18 protein-coding genes are annotated in these 19553 nt (G+C 65.5%); 13 read left to right on the top strand and 5 right to left on the bottom strand.

Features of this window, described 5'->3' with window-relative positions; all coding sequences use genetic code 11:
• Position 1: 1 nt before the first annotated feature.
• The 5 genes from QX124_RS24820 to QX124_RS24840 are packed head-to-tail and all read left to right on the top strand — an operon-like array spanning position 2 to position 4605.
• On the top strand, positions 2–943 hold the full coding sequence (locus tag QX124_RS24820; RefSeq protein ID WP_315737822.1) for a sugar ABC transporter permease: 942 nt from the start codon (positions 2–4) through the stop codon (positions 941–943).
• On the top strand, positions 936–1784 hold the full coding sequence (locus QX124_RS24825; RefSeq protein ID WP_315798550.1) for a carbohydrate ABC transporter permease: 849 nt from the start codon (positions 936–938) through the stop codon (positions 1782–1784). Before QX124_RS24820 ends, QX124_RS24825 begins: the two co-directional genes overlap by 8 nt.
• Before the next feature lie 22 nt (positions 1785–1806).
• Positions 1807–2904 (top strand): Gfo/Idh/MocA family oxidoreductase, encoded by a 1098-nt coding sequence (locus QX124_RS24830; RefSeq protein WP_315798551.1) that lies wholly within the window; start codon positions 1807–1809, stop codon positions 2902–2904.
• Positions 2905–2914: 10 nt separating this feature from the next.
• Positions 2915–3559 carry a ThuA domain-containing protein gene (locus QX124_RS24835; protein ID WP_315712128.1) on the top strand — a complete coding sequence of 215 codons (645 nt, stop codon included), beginning with the start codon at positions 2915–2917 and terminating at the stop codon, positions 3557–3559.
• Positions 3556–4605, top strand: coding sequence for a LacI family DNA-binding transcriptional regulator (locus tag QX124_RS24840; RefSeq protein WP_315798552.1), 1050 nt, complete (start codon positions 3556–3558; stop codon positions 4603–4605). Before QX124_RS24835 ends, QX124_RS24840 begins: the two co-directional genes overlap by 4 nt.
• A gap of 9 nt (positions 4606–4614) precedes the next feature.
• On the opposite strand, the gene QX124_RS24845 is transcribed toward QX124_RS24840, so the two are convergent.
• The gene (locus QX124_RS24845) at positions 4615–5013 is read right to left on the bottom strand and encodes an MAPEG family protein (RefSeq protein ID WP_315737826.1); all 399 of its coding nucleotides are present in this window, start codon (positions 5011–5013) and stop codon (positions 4615–4617) included.
• A gap of 73 nt (positions 5014–5086) precedes the next feature.
• Positions 5087–6892, bottom strand: coding sequence for a class I poly(R)-hydroxyalkanoic acid synthase (locus tag QX124_RS24850; RefSeq protein WP_315798553.1), 1806 nt, complete (start codon positions 6890–6892; stop codon positions 5087–5089).
• A gap of 369 nt (positions 6893–7261) precedes the next feature.
• Here QX124_RS24850 and QX124_RS31935 point away from each other — a divergent pair, with 369 nt between their 5' ends.
• From QX124_RS31935 to QX124_RS24875, 5 genes are all read left to right on the top strand, one after another.
• Complete coding sequence (locus tag QX124_RS31935; protein ID WP_409997747.1) at positions 7262–7450, top strand: hypothetical protein; 189 nt, start codon at positions 7262–7264, stop codon at positions 7448–7450.
• A 234-nt stretch (positions 7451–7684) separates the two neighbouring features.
• Positions 7685–8905 (top strand): LL-diaminopimelate aminotransferase, encoded by a 1221-nt coding sequence (locus QX124_RS24860; RefSeq protein WP_315737828.1) that lies wholly within the window; start codon positions 7685–7687, stop codon positions 8903–8905.
• Positions 8906–8944: 39 nt separating this feature from the next.
• The gene (locus QX124_RS24865; protein ID WP_315798554.1) at positions 8945–10264 is read left to right on the top strand and encodes a homoserine dehydrogenase; all 1320 of its coding nucleotides are present in this window, start codon (positions 8945–8947) and stop codon (positions 10262–10264) included.
• Positions 10265–10468: 204 nt separating this feature from the next.
• The gene (gene glpX, locus QX124_RS24870) at positions 10469–11470 is read left to right on the top strand and encodes a class II fructose-bisphosphatase (RefSeq protein ID WP_315737830.1); all 1002 of its coding nucleotides are present in this window, start codon (positions 10469–10471) and stop codon (positions 11468–11470) included.
• Between the two features lie 123 nt (positions 11471–11593).
• Positions 11594–12313 carry a haloacid dehalogenase type II gene (locus QX124_RS24875; RefSeq protein ID WP_315798555.1) on the top strand — a complete coding sequence of 240 codons (720 nt, stop codon included), beginning with the start codon at positions 11594–11596 and terminating at the stop codon, positions 12311–12313.
• 10 nt (positions 12314–12323) lie between these two features.
• Here QX124_RS24875 and QX124_RS24880 read toward each other — a convergent pair whose 3' ends face one another.
• Positions 12324–13412 carry a methyl-accepting chemotaxis protein gene (locus QX124_RS24880; protein WP_315737832.1) on the bottom strand — a complete coding sequence of 363 codons (1089 nt, stop codon included), beginning with the start codon at positions 13410–13412 and terminating at the stop codon, positions 12324–12326.
• A gap of 309 nt (positions 13413–13721) precedes the next feature.
• On the opposite strand from QX124_RS24880, the gene recJ reads away from it, so the two are divergent.
• On the top strand, positions 13722–15563 hold the full coding sequence (gene recJ, locus QX124_RS24885; protein WP_315798556.1) for a single-stranded-DNA-specific exonuclease RecJ: 1842 nt from the start codon (positions 13722–13724) through the stop codon (positions 15561–15563).
• Positions 15564–16433: 870 nt separating this feature from the next.
• The gene (locus tag QX124_RS24890; protein ID WP_315798557.1) at positions 16434–17441 is read left to right on the top strand and encodes a serine hydrolase; all 1008 of its coding nucleotides are present in this window, start codon (positions 16434–16436) and stop codon (positions 17439–17441) included.
• 121 nt (positions 17442–17562) lie between these two features.
• Here the strand turns inward: QX124_RS24890 and QX124_RS24895 are convergent, their stop codons facing one another.
• Positions 17563–17964, bottom strand: coding sequence for a hypothetical protein (locus QX124_RS24895; RefSeq protein WP_315737835.1), 402 nt, complete (start codon positions 17962–17964; stop codon positions 17563–17565).
• A 295-nt stretch (positions 17965–18259) separates the two neighbouring features.
• Between QX124_RS24895 and QX124_RS24900 the strand changes: the two genes are divergently transcribed.
• On the top strand, positions 18260–19051 hold the full coding sequence (locus QX124_RS24900; protein WP_315737836.1) for an NYN domain-containing protein: 792 nt from the start codon (positions 18260–18262) through the stop codon (positions 19049–19051).
• 190 nt (positions 19052–19241) lie between these two features.
• Here the strand turns inward: QX124_RS24900 and QX124_RS24905 are convergent.
• On the bottom strand, positions 19242–19553 hold a 312-nt coding region (locus QX124_RS24905), incomplete at its 5' end, for a peptidoglycan-binding domain-containing protein (RefSeq protein WP_315798558.1).

Raw genomic sequence — 19553 nt, forward strand, 5'->3', positions numbered from 1 at the left:
CGTGGCAAGGCCATTCGCGGGCTCGCCGGCGATGGGTGTGTCGCCGGCATCGCTCTCGTCTCGCGCGGTGCGTGGCCCGAGCTGGGACGGCCGCTTCACCGTCCTGATCCTGTTCCTGCCGCCGGCGCTGCTGCTGTTCACGCTGTTCGTGGTGCTGCCGATCGGCGAGGCCGCCTGGTACTCGGGCTTCAATTGGAATGGGTTTGGCAGGCCGACCAACTGGATCGGCTTCGACAATTATCGCTTCGTGCTGGAGACACGGGCGTTCTGGCTCGCGCTTCGCAACAATGGTCTGATCGTCGCGGTCTCGCTCTGTGTCCAGCTACCGCTTGCGCTGACGCTGGCCTTGATGCTTGCGGAGCGGTTCCGCGGCGCAGTGGCGCTGCGGATGCTGTTCTTCATGCCCTATATCCTCGCCGAGATCGCGACCGGGCTGATCTTCAGCTTCGTCTATGACGGCGATTACGGCCTGGTCGCCTCGATCTGGCGCAGCTTTGGCGCCGACCCGCCGCATCTCCTGGCCTCGACCGACACGGCGATGCTGGCAGTGCTGATCGTGATCGTCTGGAAGTATTTCGGCTTCCACATGATGCTGTTCATCGCCGCGCTCCAGAGCATCGACAAGAGCCTGATCGAGGCCGCCCGGATCGACGGCGCGACGCGGTCGCAGAGCCTGCGCCACGTCGTCATTCCCTTGCTCCATCCGACGATCCGGCTCTCGGTGTTCTTCGCCATTGTCGGCTCGCTGCAGCTGTTCGACCTGGTCATGCCGCTGACGCGCGGAGGGCCCGCCGACTCCTCGAATACGATGGTGAGCTTTCTCTACAACAACGGCATCTCCCGCATGCGGGTCGGCTACGGCAGCGCCATCGGCGTCATCCTGTTCGTGATCTGCGTGACCTTTGCCTTCACCTACAAACGATGGTTCATGCGCGATGAATAGTGCCGAGGCCACCAGGGCGCCGTTCGATCCTGCCGTGCTGTTCAAGGCAGCGTTCCTCGCCATCGTCGCCATCTTCGTGCTGGTGCCGCTGCTTGCGACGCTGCTCGGTGGCTTCAAGTCGCTCGGGGAGCTGCGCGTCAACCCGTTCGGCCTGCCACAGCATTGGGAGTGGCAGAACTATGCCGACATCCTGTTCTCCGGGCGCTACTGGCAGCTGCTGCGCAATTCGCTGATCATCTCGACGCTGACGGTCGTCCTGACTCTTATCGTCGCCTCGATGGCGGCCTTCACCTTTGCCCATGTCCGATTCTACGGCAGCTCGATGCTCTTGAGCTATTTGACGCTCGGCCTGCTGTTTCCGGCGGCGACCGCGGTGTTGCCGCTGTTCATCAAGGTGCGCGATCTCGGGCTGCTCGACACCTATTTCGGCGTCGCACTGCCGCAGGTCGCCTTCAGCCTCGCCATGAGCGTGCTGCTGCTGCGCCGCTTCTTCAAGGACATCCCCTACGAGCTGCTCGAGGCCGCGCTGGTCGACGGCTGCAGCTATATAAAATTCTTCCGCTACGTGACGTTGCCATTGTCGCGCCCGATCCTGGCGACGGTCGGCACCATCACCTTCGTCAACAGCTGGAACGCCTATCTGCTGCCGCTCGTGATGCTCAACACCGATGCGCTGTATCCATGGCCGCTCGGCATCATGGTCTATCAAGGCGAGTATTCGTCCGAGTGGCACCTGATCCTCGCCTTCATCACCCTGACCATCCTGCCCACCATCATTCTGTTCCTCCTGGCGCAGAAGCACATCGTTGCTGGCCTGACATCAGGCGCGGTCAAGGGATGAACGGGACCTCACGGAGACCACAATGAGAAAAGTCGGCATCGGCATCATCGGCTGCGGCAACATCAGCACCGCCTATCTGAAGGCGGCCCAGCGCTTCCCCGTTCTGGACATCAAGGCGCTCGCCGACATGCGCAGCGACGCGGCCGAGCGACAGGGCGCAGCCTTCGGCCTGCCGGCGATGCGGGTTGATCAATTGCTGAAGCGCGATGACGTCGAGATCGTCATCAATCTCACCGTGCCGCTCGCCCATACCGACGTCAGTCTCGCCGTGCTGAATGCCGGCAAGCACGTGCATTCCGAGAAGCCGCTCGGAATCGACGTAGCGGAAGCCCGCAAGGTGATCGAGCTTGCCGCGCAGAAGAACCTGCGGGTCGGCTGCGCGCCCGACACGTTCCTTGGCGGCGGCCACCAGACCGCGCGCAAGCTGATCGACGACGGCGCGATCGGCACGCCTGTCGCGGGCAGCGCGTTCTTCGGCTGTCCCGGCCATGAGCGCTGGCATCCGGCCCCGGGCTTCTATTACCTGCGCGGCGGCGGGCCGATGCTCGACATGGGCCCGTACTACGTCACCGATCTCGTGCAACTGCTCGGCCCGGTCGCGAGCGTCATGGGCTCCACGGCGCGCCCGCGATCAGAGCGCCTTGTCACCAGCCAACCGATGAACGGCACGCTGATCCCGGTCGAGGTCGCGACCCACGTCGCGGGCACGCTGGAGTTCGAGAGCGGGGCGGTGGTCTCGGTCACGATGAGCTTCGACGTTCCGAAGCACCGGCACGCGCCCATCGAGATCTATGGCGCCGAGGGTAGCATGCTGGTGCCGGACCCGAACCGCTTCGGCGGCGAGGTCCAGGTCGCCAAGACCGGCGGGGACTGGCAGACGATGCCGTTGACGCATGGTCACGTCGACGGCGAGTTCCGCTCCATCGGCGTGGCCGATATGGCGACCGCGATCGTGAACGACCGGCCGCATCGGGCCAGCGGTGCGCTCGCCTTCCACGTGCTGGAGGTCATGGAGGCGTTCCAGACCTCCGCAAACGAAGGCCGGCGGGTCAGGATCGAGAGCCGCGTGGAGCGGCCGGCGATGTTGCCTGTTGGACGCGACACCGGACAGATCGACTGAGGACAGAGACATGCGCAAGGCAATGATTGTATGGGGCGGCTGGCCAGGACATGACCCCGATCTCTGTGCCTCGATGATCCGCGGCTGGCTCAAGGCGGAAGGCTTCGAGGTGCGGATCGAGACCACAACGGCCGCGTTCGCAGATCCTGCGATCCACGATCTGTCGCTAATCATCCCGATCTACACGATGTCCAAGATCGAGAAGGCGGAAGCGCTCAATCTCTGCGCGGCGGTGCGCAGCGGGGTCGGGCTCGCCGGCCATCATGGCGGCATGTGCGATGCCTTCCGCGATTCGGTCGACTACCAGTTCCTGTGCGGCGGGCAATGGGTCGCCCATCCCGGCAACATCATCGACTACCGGGTCGACTTGACCAGGCCGGACGATCCCATCATGAAGGGCCTGACAAGTTTCGAGCACCGTTCCGAGCAGTATTACATGCATGTCGATCCGGCCAACGAGGTGTTGGCGACCACGACCTTCACCGGAGAGCACGCCCCATGGATCGAGGGGGTGGTGATGCCGGTGGTCTGGAAGAAGCGTTACGGCGCGGGCAGGGTGTTCTATTCCTCGCTCGGCCACCGTGCCTACGAGCTCGACGTGCCGGAGATCCGGACGTTGATGACCCGCGGCATGCTATGGGCGGCGCGCGAGTGACGGCTGACGCGAACCCGTTACCGGTCCGGGCCACGCTGGAGGACGTCGCGCGGACGGCGGGCGTGTCGCTCGCCACCGTCGACCGCGTCATCAACCGGCGCGAGGGCGTGCGTGCCAAGACCGTTGCCCGGGTGGAGGCCGCTGTTGCCAAGCTGGGTTATCGCGCCGACGTCGCAGCGGCACGGCTCGCGCGCGGCCAGAGCTTCCGCTTTGCCTTCGTGCTGCCGACCGGTGGCAACAGCTTCATGACCATCCTGACCGAGCAGGTCCAGCGTACGGCGGAGTGGCTGGCCGGCCAGCGCGGCTTCATCGATATCCTCCACGTCGACGTGTTCGATCCTGACGTGCTGGCCGGTGCGCTGGAGAACCTGTCGCCGGCCTATCAGGGCGTTGCGGTCATCGCGCTGGATCACCCCAGAGTGCGCGCCGCGATCGACGAGCTCACCGCGCGCGGCGTCGCGGTGGTGACCCTGGTCTCGGATGCTCCGAGCTCGCGCCGCCTGCACTATGTCGGCATCGACAACCCTGCCGCGGGACGGACGGCGGCCACGCTGATGGGGCGCTACCTCGGCGGCCGCGAGGGGACGGTTGCCGTGATCGCGGGATCATTGTCGCTGCGCGATCACGCCGAGCGGCAATTCGGCTTTCACCAGATCCTGTCCAGCGAGTACCCGAACCTGCTCGCGCTTCCAGCCATCGAGGGCCGCGATGAGAGCGAGCGCACGCGGGAGCTGACCGCCGCGCTGCTCGCCCGCCATCCGGATCTGCGCGGCATCTACTGCTGCGGCGCCGGCAACCGTGGCATCGCCGACGCGCTCGAGGCATCCGGCCGCGCCCGGGATGTGGTCTGGATCACCCATGAGCTGACCCAGCACACGCGGCGGTTCCTGGTCCGCGGAGCGCTGGACGCCATCATCAACCAGGACCCCGGCCACGAGGCGCGCTCGGCGGCGCGCATTCTGCTCGCGCACTGCTCGGGGGAGCCGATCAGTCCAGATCAGGAGCGCATCCGCATCGATATTTTTCTGCGGGACAATCTGCCCTAGCAGATCGGCCTAGAGCCAGCCGAAGATGGCGAGCGCCAGGATGGCCTGGGCGATGAAGCCGACCACGAACGCCAGCGTCCGGAACACGGGCAGGCCGATCGCGTAGACGATGACGTGGGCGACGCGCGACCAGAAATAGACGGCGCAGGCGAGCACGGTCCATTTGGTCGAATAGTCGATCGCGTTGAGGATCAGCACCAGCGGCGCGAAGATCACGAGGTTCTCGACCGCATTGTCGTGCGCGAACATCAGCCGCGTTGCCCACGGCGCGTGCGGCTTGTCGTTGCGGGAGGGGTTGGCCATCGCGCCCGTGAGGCCGCGGACCTGGCAGCGGTTCAGGATGTAGGGAACCCACAGCAGGCCGGTCAGAATGACCGTGAGCGTCAGCCAGAACAGTTCGCGCGTCATCGAGATCCCCTCAACTGATTCCCGTCCCGTCCCGGCGGGACGGAGCGGTTATAGTCAATCGCGGCGGATCACGCTATGCGCGGACGCGGACATAGGAGCCCGGCGCATCCTCGAGCGGTGGATAGGCCTCGCTGCCGACGCCGCGCGCGGGAACCTCTTCCGGATCGAGCTGGCTCAGCCATTCGCGCCAGTCCGGCCACCAGGAGCCCTTGTGCTCCTGCGCGCCCTTGATCCAGTCCTTCAGCGAGATGTCGTGGATCTGGTCGTTGGTCCAGTACTGATACTTGCCGGAGGAGGGCGGGTTGACGACGCCGGCGATGTGGCCGGAGCCCGACAGCACGTACTTCACCGGCCCGCCGAAGAATTGCGAGCCGTACAGCACGGAGTCGGCCGGCGCGATGTGGTCCTCGCGGGTGGCGAGGTTGTAGACCGGCACCTTCACCTTGGAGAGATCCAGCAGCGTATTGTCGAGCACCATGGTGCCCGAGGTCAGCCGGTTCTCGAGGTAGCAGTTGCGCAGATAGTAGGAATGGTTGGCCGCCGACATCCGCGTGGCGTCAGAATTCCAGTGCAGCAGGTCGAACGCCTGCGGCGCCTGGCCTTTCAGGTAATTGTTGACGACATAGGACCAGATCAGGTCGTTCGAACGCAGCATGTTGAAGGCCATCGCCATCTTGCTGCCCTCGAGCACGCCCGACGCCTGCATGTCGCGCTCCAGCGCCGAGATCTGGGTCTCGTCGACGAACACCAGCAGATCGCCGGCATGGGTGAAGTCGACCTGTGCGGCAAGGAACGTCGCCGAGGTCACGCGCTGGCGGCGCTTGTCGGCGAGCCAGGCGAGCGTGGTCGCGAGCATGGTGCCGCCGACACAGTAGCCGAGCGTGTGCACCTTCATCTCGCCCGTCACCTTCTCGATGACGTCCATCGCGGTGAGCGGGCCTTCCTTCATGTAGTCATCCCAGGTCTTGGTCCCAAGCTTTTTGTCGGGATTGACCCAGGAGATCACGAACACCGTGAGGCCCTGATCGACGCACCATTTGATGAAGGATTTCTCGGGGCGCAGATCGAGGATGTAGAACTTGTTGATCCAGGGCGGCACGATCAGCAGCGGCGTGCGCAGCACGTTCTCGGTCGTCGGCGCGTACTGGATCAACTGCATCATCTCGTTCTGGAAGATCACCTTGCCCGGCGTCGTCGCCATGTTGACGCCGACCTCGAGATTGCCCGGGTCGGACTGGCGGATCTTCAGCGAGCCCTTGCCGGCTTCGATGTCCTCCGCGAGCATCTGCATGCCGCGCACCAGATTGTCGCCGCTCGACGCCACCGTCTGCCGCAGCACCTCCGGATTGGTCAGGACGAAATTCGAGGGCGCCAGCGCATTGATGATCTGGTTGACGTAGAACTCGGCCTTCTTGCGCGTGTGCGGATCGAGGCCTTCGGCATTGTGGACCAGGTCCTGGGCCCACTGCGTCGTCAGCAGATAGGCCTGCATCACGAAATCGAAGAACTGGTTCGACTTCCATTCCGGATCGGCGAAGCGCTTGTCGCGCGGGGAGGGCGAAATGGCCGGGGGTGCGTCTTCGCCGGCGAGACGGCGCGAGGCCGAGCCCCACAAATCGAGATAGCCCTTGGCGATCTTGGTCTGGATGTCGCTGGCGCGCTCCTTGTCCGACAGCCAGTAGTCGGCGACGGCGGTGAAGGATTTGACGACCTCGGTCAATTCGGTCGGTGGCCGGTCCTGAACTTCGCCTGTCTCGCGCGGCTTCAGATAGGCCGAGAGCGCCTTGCCGCTGCTTTCCATGGCTTTCGCGATGTTCATCGCGAACGCTTCCGCATCGAATGTTTTTTCTGGATTGCTGCTGTTCTGAACGTCGGTCATGGCTCAATCACACTATCGCGTCGGGACCGTCTCGTCACCGCGCGAGATCAATAATCCGCGAGTTTGCGACAAATTCGATTTCTGATTGTTGCGTTGCGAAAAAATCTCTCGCTTCCGACATGTTGATCACGTAGCTGGATGAAATTCCTGTTCAAGCCGGTAACGTTTCGAGTGACAATTGGTTGTACTGCGGCAAAATGCGCCGCGCCGCGGTCGGACTGGGCACCGCTGACTGGAAGTTGGGGACCGAGGGACGTGCGCGTGGGGACGCAGGGGCGAGGCTGGAGGTCGGGACGGCGCGCCCTTGTTGCGGGGCTCGTTGTGTTCGGCGCGCTCGCGCTTGCCGGGTGCTCCAGTCCAATCGCGGACATGCCGTCGCTCGACGCGGATGCGGTCGCCCGACCCAAGGAGCCGGGCGGGTATCTGCCCGTCAACGACGTGCCGCGCGACCGCGATGCGCCGATCATTTCGCCGCAGGAGCGCGCCAAGATCGAAAAGGAGCTGCTCGCGGCGCGTGACCGCCAGGCTTCGGCGGGCACCACCACCAGGCCCAAATGATCGGCCAGGTGACCAAGGGCTGGGAGATCGGCCGCTCTGAGCGGCGTAATTGTCTGGCGTGGCGCGGCGGCCATGATAAAACACCGCCATCAACACCTCCGCGTGTCGTTGCCAGCCAAGCCGCGAGCCCGTGCTAAACTCCTGATCCAGCACCGGTTTCAATGCATGGCCCGCGTCGCCGCAGCGCCAGCTCTGCTGGCGAATCCGCCCCCGGTTGCCGGAGCCGAGAGACCCATGGAAGATTTCTATCGCATCCGCCGTCTGCCGCCTTACGTGTTCGAGCAGGTCAACCGAGCCAAGGCGGCCGCGCGGAACGCCGGGGCCGACATCATCGATCTCGGCATGGGCAATCCGGATCTGCCGGCGCCGCCGCACGTGCTGGAGAAGCTCAAGGAGACCCTCGGCAAGCCGCGGACCGACCGCTACTCGGCGTCGCGCGGCATCGTCGGCTTGCGCCGGGCGCAGGCGGCCTATTACGACCGCCGTTTCGGGGTGAAGCTCAATCCCGACACCCAGATCGTGGCGACGCTCGGCTCCAAGGAAGGCTTTGCCAACGTGGCGCAGGCGATCACCGCGCCGGGCGACGTCATTCTCTGTCCCAATCCGAGCTATCCGATCCACGCCTTCGGCTTCCTGATGGCGGGCGGCGTAATCCGCTCGGTGCCGTCCGAGCCGACGCCGCAGTTCTTCGAGGCGGCCGAGCGCGCGATCATTCATTCGATCCCGAAGCCGCTTGCGCTGATCGTCTGCTATCCGAGCAACCCGACCGCCTATGTCGCGAGCCTCGACTTCTATCGCGACCTCGTCGCATTCGCGAAGAAGCACGAGATCCTGATCCTGTCGGATCTCGCTTATGCCGAGGTGTATTTCGACGACAAGAACCCGCCGCCGTCGGTGCTGCAGGTGCCTGGCGCGATGGATGTCGCGGTCGAGTTCACCTCGATGTCGAAGACCTATTCGATGGCCGGCTGGCGCATGGGCTTTGCCGTCGGCAACGAGCGCATCATCGCAGCGCTCGCCCGCGTGAAATCGTATCTCGACTACGGCGCGTTCACCCCGGTGCAGGTCGCGGCCACGGCTGCCCTGAACGGTCCCGACGACTGCATCCGCGAGATGCGCGACGTCTATCGCAAGCGCCGCGACACGCTGGTCGAGGCGTTCGGCCGGGCCGGCTGGGAGATCCCGTCGCCTGAGGCCTCGATGTTCGCCTGGGCGCCTTTGCCGGAGAAGTTCAAGAGCCTCGGCAGCATGCAGTTCGCGACGCTCATGGTCGAGAAGTCCGGCGTGGCGGTGTCGCCGGGCGTCGGCTTCGGCGAGCATGGCGAGGGCTATGTCCGCATCGCGATGGTCGAGAACGAGCAGCGCATCCGGCAGGCCGCGCGCGGCGTCCGCCGCTTCCTTGAAAGCGGGATCGAAACGTTGCACAACGTCGTTCCCATCGCCAACCGGCGTTGAACCCTCCCGTATTTTCCTTTCGACAGGTTCTTTGATTCCATGGTCGCACCCCTGAGAGTGGGCATCGCGGGCCTCGGCACCGTGGGTGTCGAGGTCGTTCGTCTCATCGAGCGTCAGGGGCGCGTGCTCACCGAGCGGACGGGACGCCCGGTGAAGGTCGTTGCCGTGACGGCGCGGTCGAAGGCCAAGAAGCGCGGCATCGATCTGTCCGGGATCAAATGGGCCAAGGATCCGATCGCACTGGCTGGTGATCCCGAAATCGACTGCCTGGTCGAGCTGATGGGGGGCGCGGGTGATCCCGCGCTGTCGGCGATCGACACCGCGCTCAAGGCCGGCAAGTCGGTGGTGACCGCCAACAAGGCACTGATTGCGAAGCATGGCCTGAAGCTCGCCAAGGCGGCCGAGAAGCATGGTGGCGCGCTGAACTTCGAAGCGGCCGTCGGTGCCGCCATTCCGGTGATCAAGACCCTGCGCGAGGGGCTTGCCGGCACCGGCATCAACCGCGTCTATGGAATCCTGAATGGCACCTGCAACTACATCCTGACGCGGATGGAGCAGGAGGGGCTGTCGTTCGACGAGTGCCTCAAGGATGCCCAGCGCCTGGGCTATGCCGAGGCTGACCCGTCGTTCGACATCCACGGCCATGACACCGCACAGAAGCTTGCGATTCTCGCGAGCCTCGCCTTCGGCACCCAGGTGGCGCAGAACTCCGTCTATGTCGAAGGCATCTCCTCGATCGCGCCGGAGGACCTGCGCGCGGCCGCCGAGCTCGGCTACCGCGTCAAGCTGCTTGGCGTTGCCGTGCGCACCGCCAAGGGCATCGAGCAGCGGGTGCATCCGACGATGGTGCCGAAATCCTCCTCGATCGCCCAGGTCATGGGCGTGACCAACGCGGTCACGATCGACGGCGACGGTATCCCGCCGATCACGCTGGTCGGTCCGGGAGCAGGGGGCGCCGCCACGGCCTCCGCGGTCGTCGCCGACATCGCCGATGTCGCGCGCGGTATCCGCGCGGCGCCGTTCGGACGGCCGGTCGATAAGCTGCAGGCGACCGAGAAGGCCCCGATGGAGCGGCACGAGGGCGGCTACTACATCCGCCTGATGGCGCGCGACCATGCCGGCACGGCAGCGACCATCGCGACCCGGCTCGCCGAGCAGAAGATCTCGATCGAATCGATCGTGCAGCGGCATCCCAACGGCAGCGAGCCGGTGAAGACCGCCGGCAAGTCCGCGCCGGTCCCGGTGATCCTGATCACCTATGCGACCCACGAGGACGCCGTGCATCGCGCGCTCCAGGCGGTGCAGCGCGACAAGGTCATCAGCGGCAAGCCCCAGGTGATCCGGATCGAGAAGAACTAGCGCATGATGCACAGGGAACCGCTTGTCCCTGCTCAAACAAACGCGTGGCGTTTGGTATAGGTTCATGCTCAAACCGGGAGAGTAGACAGGCGGGGAACGGCCATTCGTGCCGACCGCCTGACCCGGCTGCCGCCCAGGGGGGCGGCGTGCGAGCGGTAGATTTTGATGGCGGATGTCCGCCGTGACGTCTTGAGGAGTTGACCGATGTCGACGCAGATTTCTGTCCCGCAACAATTGCTGCTCGAGCGCATCCTGACGCTGGAGCTGGTGCGCGTGACCGAACGGGCGGCGGTATCGGCGGCGCGGCTTCGCGGCCACGGCCAGGAGAAGCCGGCCGACCAGGCCGCCGTGGATGCGATGCGCCGCGAGCTCAACAAGCTGCCGATCGAAGGCACGGTCGTGATCGGGGAGGGTGAGCGCGACGAGGCGCCGATGCTCTATATCGGCGAGAAGGTCGGCCTCAATGCCGGCCCCAGGGTCGACATCGCGGTCGACCCGCTCGAGGGCACCACCCTGTGCGCCAAGAACATGCCCGGCGCGATCGCGACCATGGCGATGGCCGATGGCGGCACGCTCCTCCATGCTCCCGACGTCTACATGCAGAAGATCGCGGTCGGCCCCGGCTACGCCAAGGGCGTCGTCGACATCGACGCGACGCCCGCCGACAACGTCCGCCGGCTCGCCAAGGCCAAGGGCGTCGAGCCGGGCGCGATCACGGTGCTGGTGCTGGACCGCCCGCGCCATGCTGACATCATTCAGGGCGTGCGCTCGACCGGCGCTGCGGTACGCCTGATCACTGACGGCGACGTCGCCGGCGTGATCCACTGCGCCGATCCCGACAACACCGGTGTCGACATGTATCTCGGCACCGGCGGCGCGCCGGAGGGCGTGCTGGCCGCGGTGGCGCTGCGCTGCATCGGCGGCCAGATGCAGTGCCGCCTGATCCTCGACACCGAGGAGAAGCGCGAGCGCGCCCACAAGATGGGCGTCGGTGATCCCAAGATGATCTACGGCATCGAGGACATGGCCCGCGGCGACTGTCTGTTCGCGGCCACCGGCGTCACCACCGGCTCGCTGCTCTCCGGCGTCAAGTTCCGCAAGGACGGCGTCATCGAGACCGAGACCGTCGTGATGCGCTCGGTCACCGGCACGGTGCGCTACATCCGCGCCGAGCACCGCCAGCTGGCGAAATTCCACCTCGACTGATCCAGCACAGTCGTTCCGGGGCACGCGGAGCGTGAACCCGGAATCTCGAGACCGTGGCGCGAGATTCCGGGTCTGCGCGCTGTGCGCGCATCCCGGAATGACGAAATTGGAGAGCGGCTCAGCATGTCCGATCTGTCCATGGTCAAGGCGCTGGTGTTCGACGTGTTCGGCACTGTCGTCGACTGGCGCACCAGCCTGATCAACGACTTTACCGCGTGGTCGAAGACCCGCGGCATCCAGGGTGACTGGACCGCGCTGGTCGATGGCTGGCGCGGGCTCTATGTCGGCTCGATGGACGAGGTCCGGAGGCATCCGGAGCGCGGCTACGTCATCCTCGACGTGCTGCACCGGCGCTCGCTGGAGACGCTGGTCGCGCAGCTCGGCATCACCGGCCTCACCGAAGCCGATCTCGATCATCTCACCCGCGGCTGGCACCGGCTGCATCCGTGGGCCGACAGTGTCGCCGGGCTGACCCGGTTGAAGTCCAAATACATCATCGCGCCGCTCTCCAACGGCAATGTCGCGCTGCTCACCAACATGGCGAAGTTTGCGGGTCTGCCCTGGGACCTCGTGCTCTCCGCAGAGCTGTTCGCGCACTACAAGCCCGATCCCGAGACCTATCTCGGTGCCGCACGTCTCCTTGGCCTTTCGCCCGGCGAGGTGATGATGGTCGCCGCGCACAACAATGATCTCGAGGCGGCGCAACGCTACGGCCTCAAGACCGCCTTTGTCGCCCGCCCCACCGAATACGGCCCGCTGCAGAGCCGCGATTTCGAGGCCACCGGCGCCTGGGATATCGTCGCCGATGATTTCGGCGGCATCGCCGACCGGCTGGGCTGCTGATCCTCCTGCCTCACGCACCCGACACGATCACGCCGTACCAGCCGAGACCCTTGTAGGTCTCGTAGCCGGGCGTCGCGTGGAACGCGACCATGCGCCCGGAGATGTCCTGATAGAAGCCGCTGCGTTTGCCATCGAGCTTCAGCGACACCCGCTCGCTGAGAATGCCCTGGCCGTCCGAGGACGCGATGACGCGCAGATTCGAATCCACCAGCAGCACGCGGGCCTTGTCGCTTTCGCTGACACGGACGCCCTGGACGATCGCGCGCGCCTGGGCCTCCCAGTCGAAATGAATGGCGAGCACGCCGAGCGGCTTGCCATGGGCCTTGCCGTCCTCGCGGACCGAGGCGCAATAGGTCGCGACCTGGGCGTTGCCGAGCAGCGGCTGGCACTCGACGTCGCCGGCGACGTAGTCGTCGCCCGAGCGCAGTCCACGCGCCTCGCGAAACCATTTGGTGTCGGCGACGCTCTGGCCGACGACGTTGAAGCGGTCGGCGCGGCCGTTGGCGATCACCTTGCCGCTCGGATCGCACAGCCACAGATCGAGATAGACGGTGTAGGCCGACAGAATCACCGCGAGCCGATCGGAGACATGGGCGACGCGCGCGGCGTCTGGGTCCGCCGCGCAATCGACCACGGCCGAATCGGTCGCCCACCAGCGCACGTCGCAGGTCCGCTCGTAGAGATTGCGGTCGATCAGCTCGATCGCATTCAGCGCCAGATCGACCATGCGCTCGCCGCGCGCCCGCTCGGTCATGCGTTCGATCGAGCTCTTCAGATTGCCGGTGCGGGTCGTGAGCTGGCCTTCCAGCTCGCGCGCGATGGTCTCGACGAGCTGTCCGACGGCGCGGACCTCCTGGGCCACCACGGCGAAGCCCGCGCCCTGGGCGCCGACCCGCGAGCTCTCGATCAGCGCGTTCAGCGCCAGCATCTTCATCTGGTTGGTGATCTGCTGGATCGACTTGGTCTTCTCGCAGGCGATCTGATTGACCTCGCCGGTGAGCCGGGCGATCAGCGCCGAGACGTCGGTCTCGTCATCCTTGGGAGTCGTTTGTGCCGGAGCGGCGGAGGGCTGCGTCTTCAACTCGGGCGCGGTCAGCATCGGCAATGAACTCCATGTTGCCGCGCCTCCTGGTCGGCACGAAGAGGGCGGACAAATCGGATGTAATAATTGATTGAAATGTTACGGAGTTCGCCTAACGGCTGTTTAATGCACTCCATTGAACGCAGCTCGAATTTTAGGCAACCAGCCGTATATGGGCGGCATTTCCCTGATTTCCTGTGAATTCCGCCAAGTTCTGGGACGATTCTGGTGGGTTTCATGGATGGAACCTGCTGAGGCAGGCCAGTTGCTGTAGATTCGACGGCGTCCGTTTCGAATCGCTGCGCTGCAAGCGAGGCCCCGCGCGTCATGGCACCATCCGCCCTTGCACTGCCCCTGAGCGCCCCGCAGGCGTTCCTGGGCGTGCGGCTGTCGCTGACCAACAAATTGTGGCGCGACCGGCTGGATGCGCGCGGCGCGGCGCGCGCGCTTGCGATGGTGCAGCGCTATCAACTGCCGGAGATGCTGGCCCGGGTTCTGGCGGGGCGTGAGGTCGAGCTCGATCAAGTCAACGACTTCCTCGATCCCACCATCCGCAAGCTGATGCCGGATCCGTTCACGGTGACGCAGATGGAGGCGGCGGCCGAGCGCATTGCCGACGCCGCGGTCAAGGGCGAGAAGGTCGCGATCTTCGGCGACTACGATGTCGACGGCGCAACCTCGGCGGCGCTGCTCGCCTGGCACCTGCGCCATTGCGGGCTCGATCCGCTGATCCACATTCCCGACCGCATCTTCGAAGGCTACGGCCCGAACGTCGACGCCATCCGCGCGCTCGCGGCCAAGGGCGCGACGCTGCTCGTGACGGTCGACTGCGGCACCACCAGCCTCGAGCCGCTGGCGGAGGCGCGGCGGCTCGGCATGTCCGTGGTGGTGATCGATCACCATCAATGCGGCGAGGACCTGCCCGAGGTTAACGCTCTGGTGAATCCGAACCGGCCCGACGATCTCTCCGGCCTCGGCTATCTCGCCGCGGTCGGCCTGACGCTGGTCACGCTGGTTGCGGTCAATCGCGAGCTGCGCGGCCGCGGCTTCTGGAGCAGCACGCGCCCGGAGCCGGATCTGCTCAGCATGCTGCATCACGTCGCGCTCGGCACCGTCGCCGACGTCGCGCCGCTGATCGCGCTCAACCGCGCGTTCGTCGCCAAGGGCCTGATCGCGATGCGCCGGCGCGACCATGTTGGGCACACCGCGCTGATGGATGTCGCCCGACTCAACGGTCCGCCCGAAGCCTGGCATCTCGGCTTCATGCTGGGACCGCGCATCAATGCCGGCGGGCGCATCGGCCGCGCCGATCTCGGCGTGCGGCTGCTGTTGGAAAGCGACGTCTCCGAAGCCGCGCGCATCGCGGCCGAGCTCGACCGCCTCAACAGCGAGCGCCGCGTCATCGAGCAGCAGGCCGAAGCGCAGGCCGAGGCCGAGGCGCTGGCCTCGCTCGGCCTGGAGGACAAGGGCGCCGTCATCGTGACGGCGTCCGAAGGCTGGCATCCGGGCGTCGTGGGTCTCGTCGCCTCGCGGCTGAAGGAAAAGTTTGCCCGTCCGGCGTTTGCGATCGCGCTCGAGCCCGGCGGCATCGGCACCGGGTCGGGCCGTTCGATTCCCGGAGTCGATCTCGGCAAGGCCGTCCGCCATGCCGTGGAGCAGGGCATCCTGATGAAGGGCGGCGGGCACGCGATGGCCGCCGGCGTCACCTTGCGCAAGGAGCGGTTGGCCGAGTTTCGCGCCTTTCTCGAAAGCGCGCTCGCCGCCGACGTCGCCGACGCACGGCACGTCAACGAGATCCTGATCGACGGCGCCATCAGCGCGCGCGCCGCGACGCCGGAGCTGGTCGCGACCCTCAATCGCGCCGGTCCGTTCGGCAGCGGCAATCCCGAGCCGATCGTGGCGCTGCCATCGCATCAACTGGTCTATGCCGACGAGGTCGGGCAGGCGCATCTGAAGTTGCGCTTCAAGTCCGGTGACGGCGCCATGGTGAACGCCATCGCATTCCGCTCGGTTGGCCAGAAGCTCGGCAACGCGCTGGTTCAGCATCGCGGCCAGATCCTGCACGTCGCCGGCACGCTCACCGTCGACCGCTACCAGGGAGTCGAGCGCGTGCAACTGCGCGTGCTCGATGTCGCCGTGCCGGATCATGGACCGGCGATGATCAGGTAGCGGCCCCAACACCGCTGTCGTCCCGGACAAGCTTCGACGACGCTCGCGTCGGCGAAGCGTCGATCCGGGGCCCATACGCAGCAGCAGATGTTGTGAGGACGAGATGGCCACTCCGATCGTGCCTCAAACGGCTCCCTGTGGGTATGGGTCCCGGCGCGGAGGCCGGGACGACAGCGGAGTGCGGGGTGGCCGTCGCGTGTCTCATTGCAGGGCAAGTCTTTGTAACCTCGCCGCGCATCTGCGCCCGAGTGATGCTGGATCAAGACCCTCATCAGAGAAGAGAGGGCGCAGGGAATGCCGGGTGAAGGCCTCACCCATGGCCCGCCTGCAAACAAAAAGCAGGCGGCAGTCACCACAGGCAAAGCCGTTTCAACCGGCATTCCCTGCGCGGAGGTCTTAACGCTTATACGCGATCTCCCCGGTGTTCGGCTTGATAGCCACCGTCGTCTCCGGGATCATCATCACCCAAAGACTTGGCGCCAGCATCGGGGCGCCAGGACCACGCGATTTCACGTCCGCAACCTGCCGTTCGTCCGCGTACATCGAGCACGCTGCGACACGATCGCGGCCACCGCATCCCATCCTCCACGTTCGTGACGATCGCGAAGCGCCCCTCTCATGAGGACGGGACCGTCATATAATTTCCGATTTTCATAAGAATAGCAAGCGAAATCTTGCGCCTCCCAAAGCGGTTTCGGTCATCCGACTGACATCGGTGCGAGACATGACGTTCGCTTGCTGTGGCGTTGAGGAGCACGCGGCGACGGGACGTCGGTGTTGCAACCTGCCGCTCGTTCTTGCCAATTTGCCATCTTGGCGCACTGAGTCATCTTCGCGACGAGGGCGGCTGTCCGACAATGTGGGTGTTCGATGCAATATCTGTCTGGTGTCTTCGTGGTGCTGTTGCTGTGCTTGCCGTGGGCGCATGCCGAACCGGGCCTGCACTGGCAGACAGCAAACCCCAGCGAAAAGCCTTGGACCGCGGCGATTTCGCAGGAGGTTCAGCAGTTCGCCGACGCGCAGAAGCCGACGGCGATCATGGTGGTCAGAGACGACGAGATCATTGCGTCGTCGGGTGACATCGGCGCCAAGGTCAATATCCGGTCCGAGCGCAAAAGCCTCATCAGCGCCCTGTACGGCTTGGCGGTCGAGGAGGGCCGGATCAACCTCGACAGCACCCTTGCCGAACTTGCGATTGACGATCGTCCCGACGCCCTGTCGCCGACCGAGAAGACCGCGACGGTTCGCCAATTGTTGATGGCTCGTTCCGGCGTCTATCATCTCGCGGCCTACGAGACGCCGCGGATGAGGGACCTCCGGCCTGCCCGCGGAAGCCATCCGCCTGGCAGCTTCTGGTACTACAACAATTGGGATTTCAATGCGCTCGGCACGATCTATCGGCAATCCCTGGGCGACGTGTTCAAAAGCTTCGAGACGCGGATCGCGCGGCCGCTCGGCATGGAGGATTTTTCGACGAAGGATGGTCACTACCAGAAGGAGGACTCGTCCTCTCATCCCGCCTACGTGTTTCACATGAGCGCACGCGACCTCGCGCGGTTCGGCGTGCTTTATCTCAACGGCGGACGCTGGAACGGGACCCAGCTGATCCCGGCTCATTGGGTGACGGAATCGACGACGCGGCTGTCGGACACCGAGCAGCCTGAACGCGGCTATGGCTACCTCTGGTGGACGTACACGAAGGGCAGTCCGGGCGTCAGCGCCTTCTTGGCCAATGGCTATGGTGGGCAATTGGTCGTCGTCGTTCCGTCGAAGCGCCTGGTGCTGGTCGAGCTGGTCGATCTCGCCGTCAACCCGCATGGCGTCCGAACCCAGCACGTCCTCGATCTCGTGAGCAGGATCAGCGCGTCGGTGCCGTGAGGAGCATGCGATGGCGATCGCGCTCGATCTGAGATCGGATCACGTCTCAGCAGGTGAGATCGAGCGTCCGTGGGATCGGGTCGCAGCGCGCGACACAGGGCTCCTCGACAACCGCGACAGCTCAACGCCAGGACGGCTTCGGCAGATGATCGGGACTGAATTTCGGCGTCGGCCGGGGCGTTTGCGGAGGTGCGGCGTCGTCGGACGCCGAGAACAGCAGCAGCGCCTCGAACGGCACGTCGGGAGCTTCCGCGGCATAGCCGGAGCACGTGACGGGCGTGCCTCTGCAGCACCCTTCGAGGCTGAGCGTCAGCTCGTCGGGGCCGAACAGCGACGGCTGTCCCGGCGCGTGACGCTTCGTCTTGATGATGGCGGTAAACCGATCGCCATGCGTCTCGTAGCTGCCGGCATAGCTCAGCACGGTATCGCCGCCGCAGACCTTGCCGCCCACCAGTTCGACGATGCCGGTTCCCTGGCCTTTGGGGGTCCTGAACCAGGCCGAATAGGTGCCTTCCTTCATCATCTGCCGCAGATCCCATCGTTGGGTCGTCCGCATCGTTGTGCGAGGCGAATTAAGAGAAGGTGAAAACAACCGTCAGAACAGGCCTGGAGCCCAAATTTGTTCGTGTACGAACGGAGGGAGCGTCAGCGGCCGGTCTCCGCGCACCCAGCCAGCCGTGCCGCGACTCGCGGAGTGCCTGGTTGCGCATCCCGTGGTCTTGCCATTCGTCTCAAGAAAATCATTCGGCTGGATGTCGGCCCGCGCATAAGGGCGCGTATAAGGGAATGAGAACTGGGCCAACTTTGAGGACTATCCGATGCCGTCCGAACCTCGCTCGCCGCGTCTTGCCGTTCTGATCGATGCCGACAATGCCTCGGCCAAGATCGTGGACGGGCTGTTCGAGGAGATCGCCAAGATCGGCGAGGCGAGCGTGCGCCGGATCTATGGCGACTTCTCCAGCCCGCGCTCCAGGCCCTGGGCCGACACGCTCGCCAGACACGCCATCGTGCCGCAGCAGCAGTTCGCCTACACCACGGGAAAGAACGCCTCCGACATCACGCTGGTGATCGACGCGATGGACCTGCTGCACAGCGGACGGTTCGACGGCTTCTGCCTGGTGTCCTCGGACAGCGACTTCACCCGGCTCGCGGCGCGCATCCGCGAGCAGGGCATCGACGTGTTCGGCTTCGGCGAGCAGAAGACGCCGGAGAGCTTTCGGCAGGCCTGCCGCCGGTTCATCTACACCGAGAATTTGCGCAGCGACGCCGCGACCAGCAAGGACGCCGATACGGCTGCGGCACCCAAATCTCTTTTGCCCATCACCGCGGCGACGCCGATGATCAAGAACGTCATCACGCAGATGGAGAGCGAGGACGGCTGGGTCGCGCTCGGCGAGGTCGGCAAGCAGCTCTCCAACCTGGTCTCCGACTTCGATCCGCGCACCTATGGCTGCCGCAAGCTGAGCGATCTCGTGCGCAAGACCGGCGCGTTCGAGATCGAGGAGCAGCCGAAAGGCGGCTCGGTGCGCATCCGCGTCAGGGCGTCGAGCGCGTCGCAGCCCAAGGCGAAGGCGCCGAGGGGACACCGCGAGGCGGCGGCCAAGGCGTGACGCAAGCTGAGCGTCGCCGTTGCTCGCAACATGACGGACACGTAGGGTGGGCAAAGCAGCCGCCGAAGGCGGCAGCGTGCCCACCGTCGGGCGGCGTGCTCAGCGGTGAGGTGGTGGGCACGGCGCCACGACCAGCTCTCCGGTGGCGAGAGCACGGCCGCGCCTTTGCCGACCCTACATTTCTTCGCTGCTAGCCGCCCTGCCTGAGCTTCGCCAGCACCTTCAAGCCGCCATAGCCGTCGGCCGGCTGGAGGCCGGCCTTGGCCTGGAAGTCGCGGATCGCCTTCATGGTGTCGTTGCCGACGCGGCCGTCGGTGCCGCCGGTGTCGAAGCCGGCGGCCGTCAGGCGCTTCTGCATCTCCTGCACCTCGGCAAGCGTCAGCGCGCGCTCGGAGCCGGGGAAGGGCTGCAGGAACGGCGGGGCGCCCAGGATGCGGTCGCCGAGATGGCAGATCGCGAGCGCGTAGCTCATCGCCGGATTGTAGGACTTCACCGAATAGAA

Origin of the sequence: Bradyrhizobium sp. SZCCHNRI3043 (assembly GCF_032377735.1) — a bacterium.
Classification (GTDB): domain Bacteria; phylum Pseudomonadota; class Alphaproteobacteria; order Rhizobiales; family Xanthobacteraceae; genus Bradyrhizobium.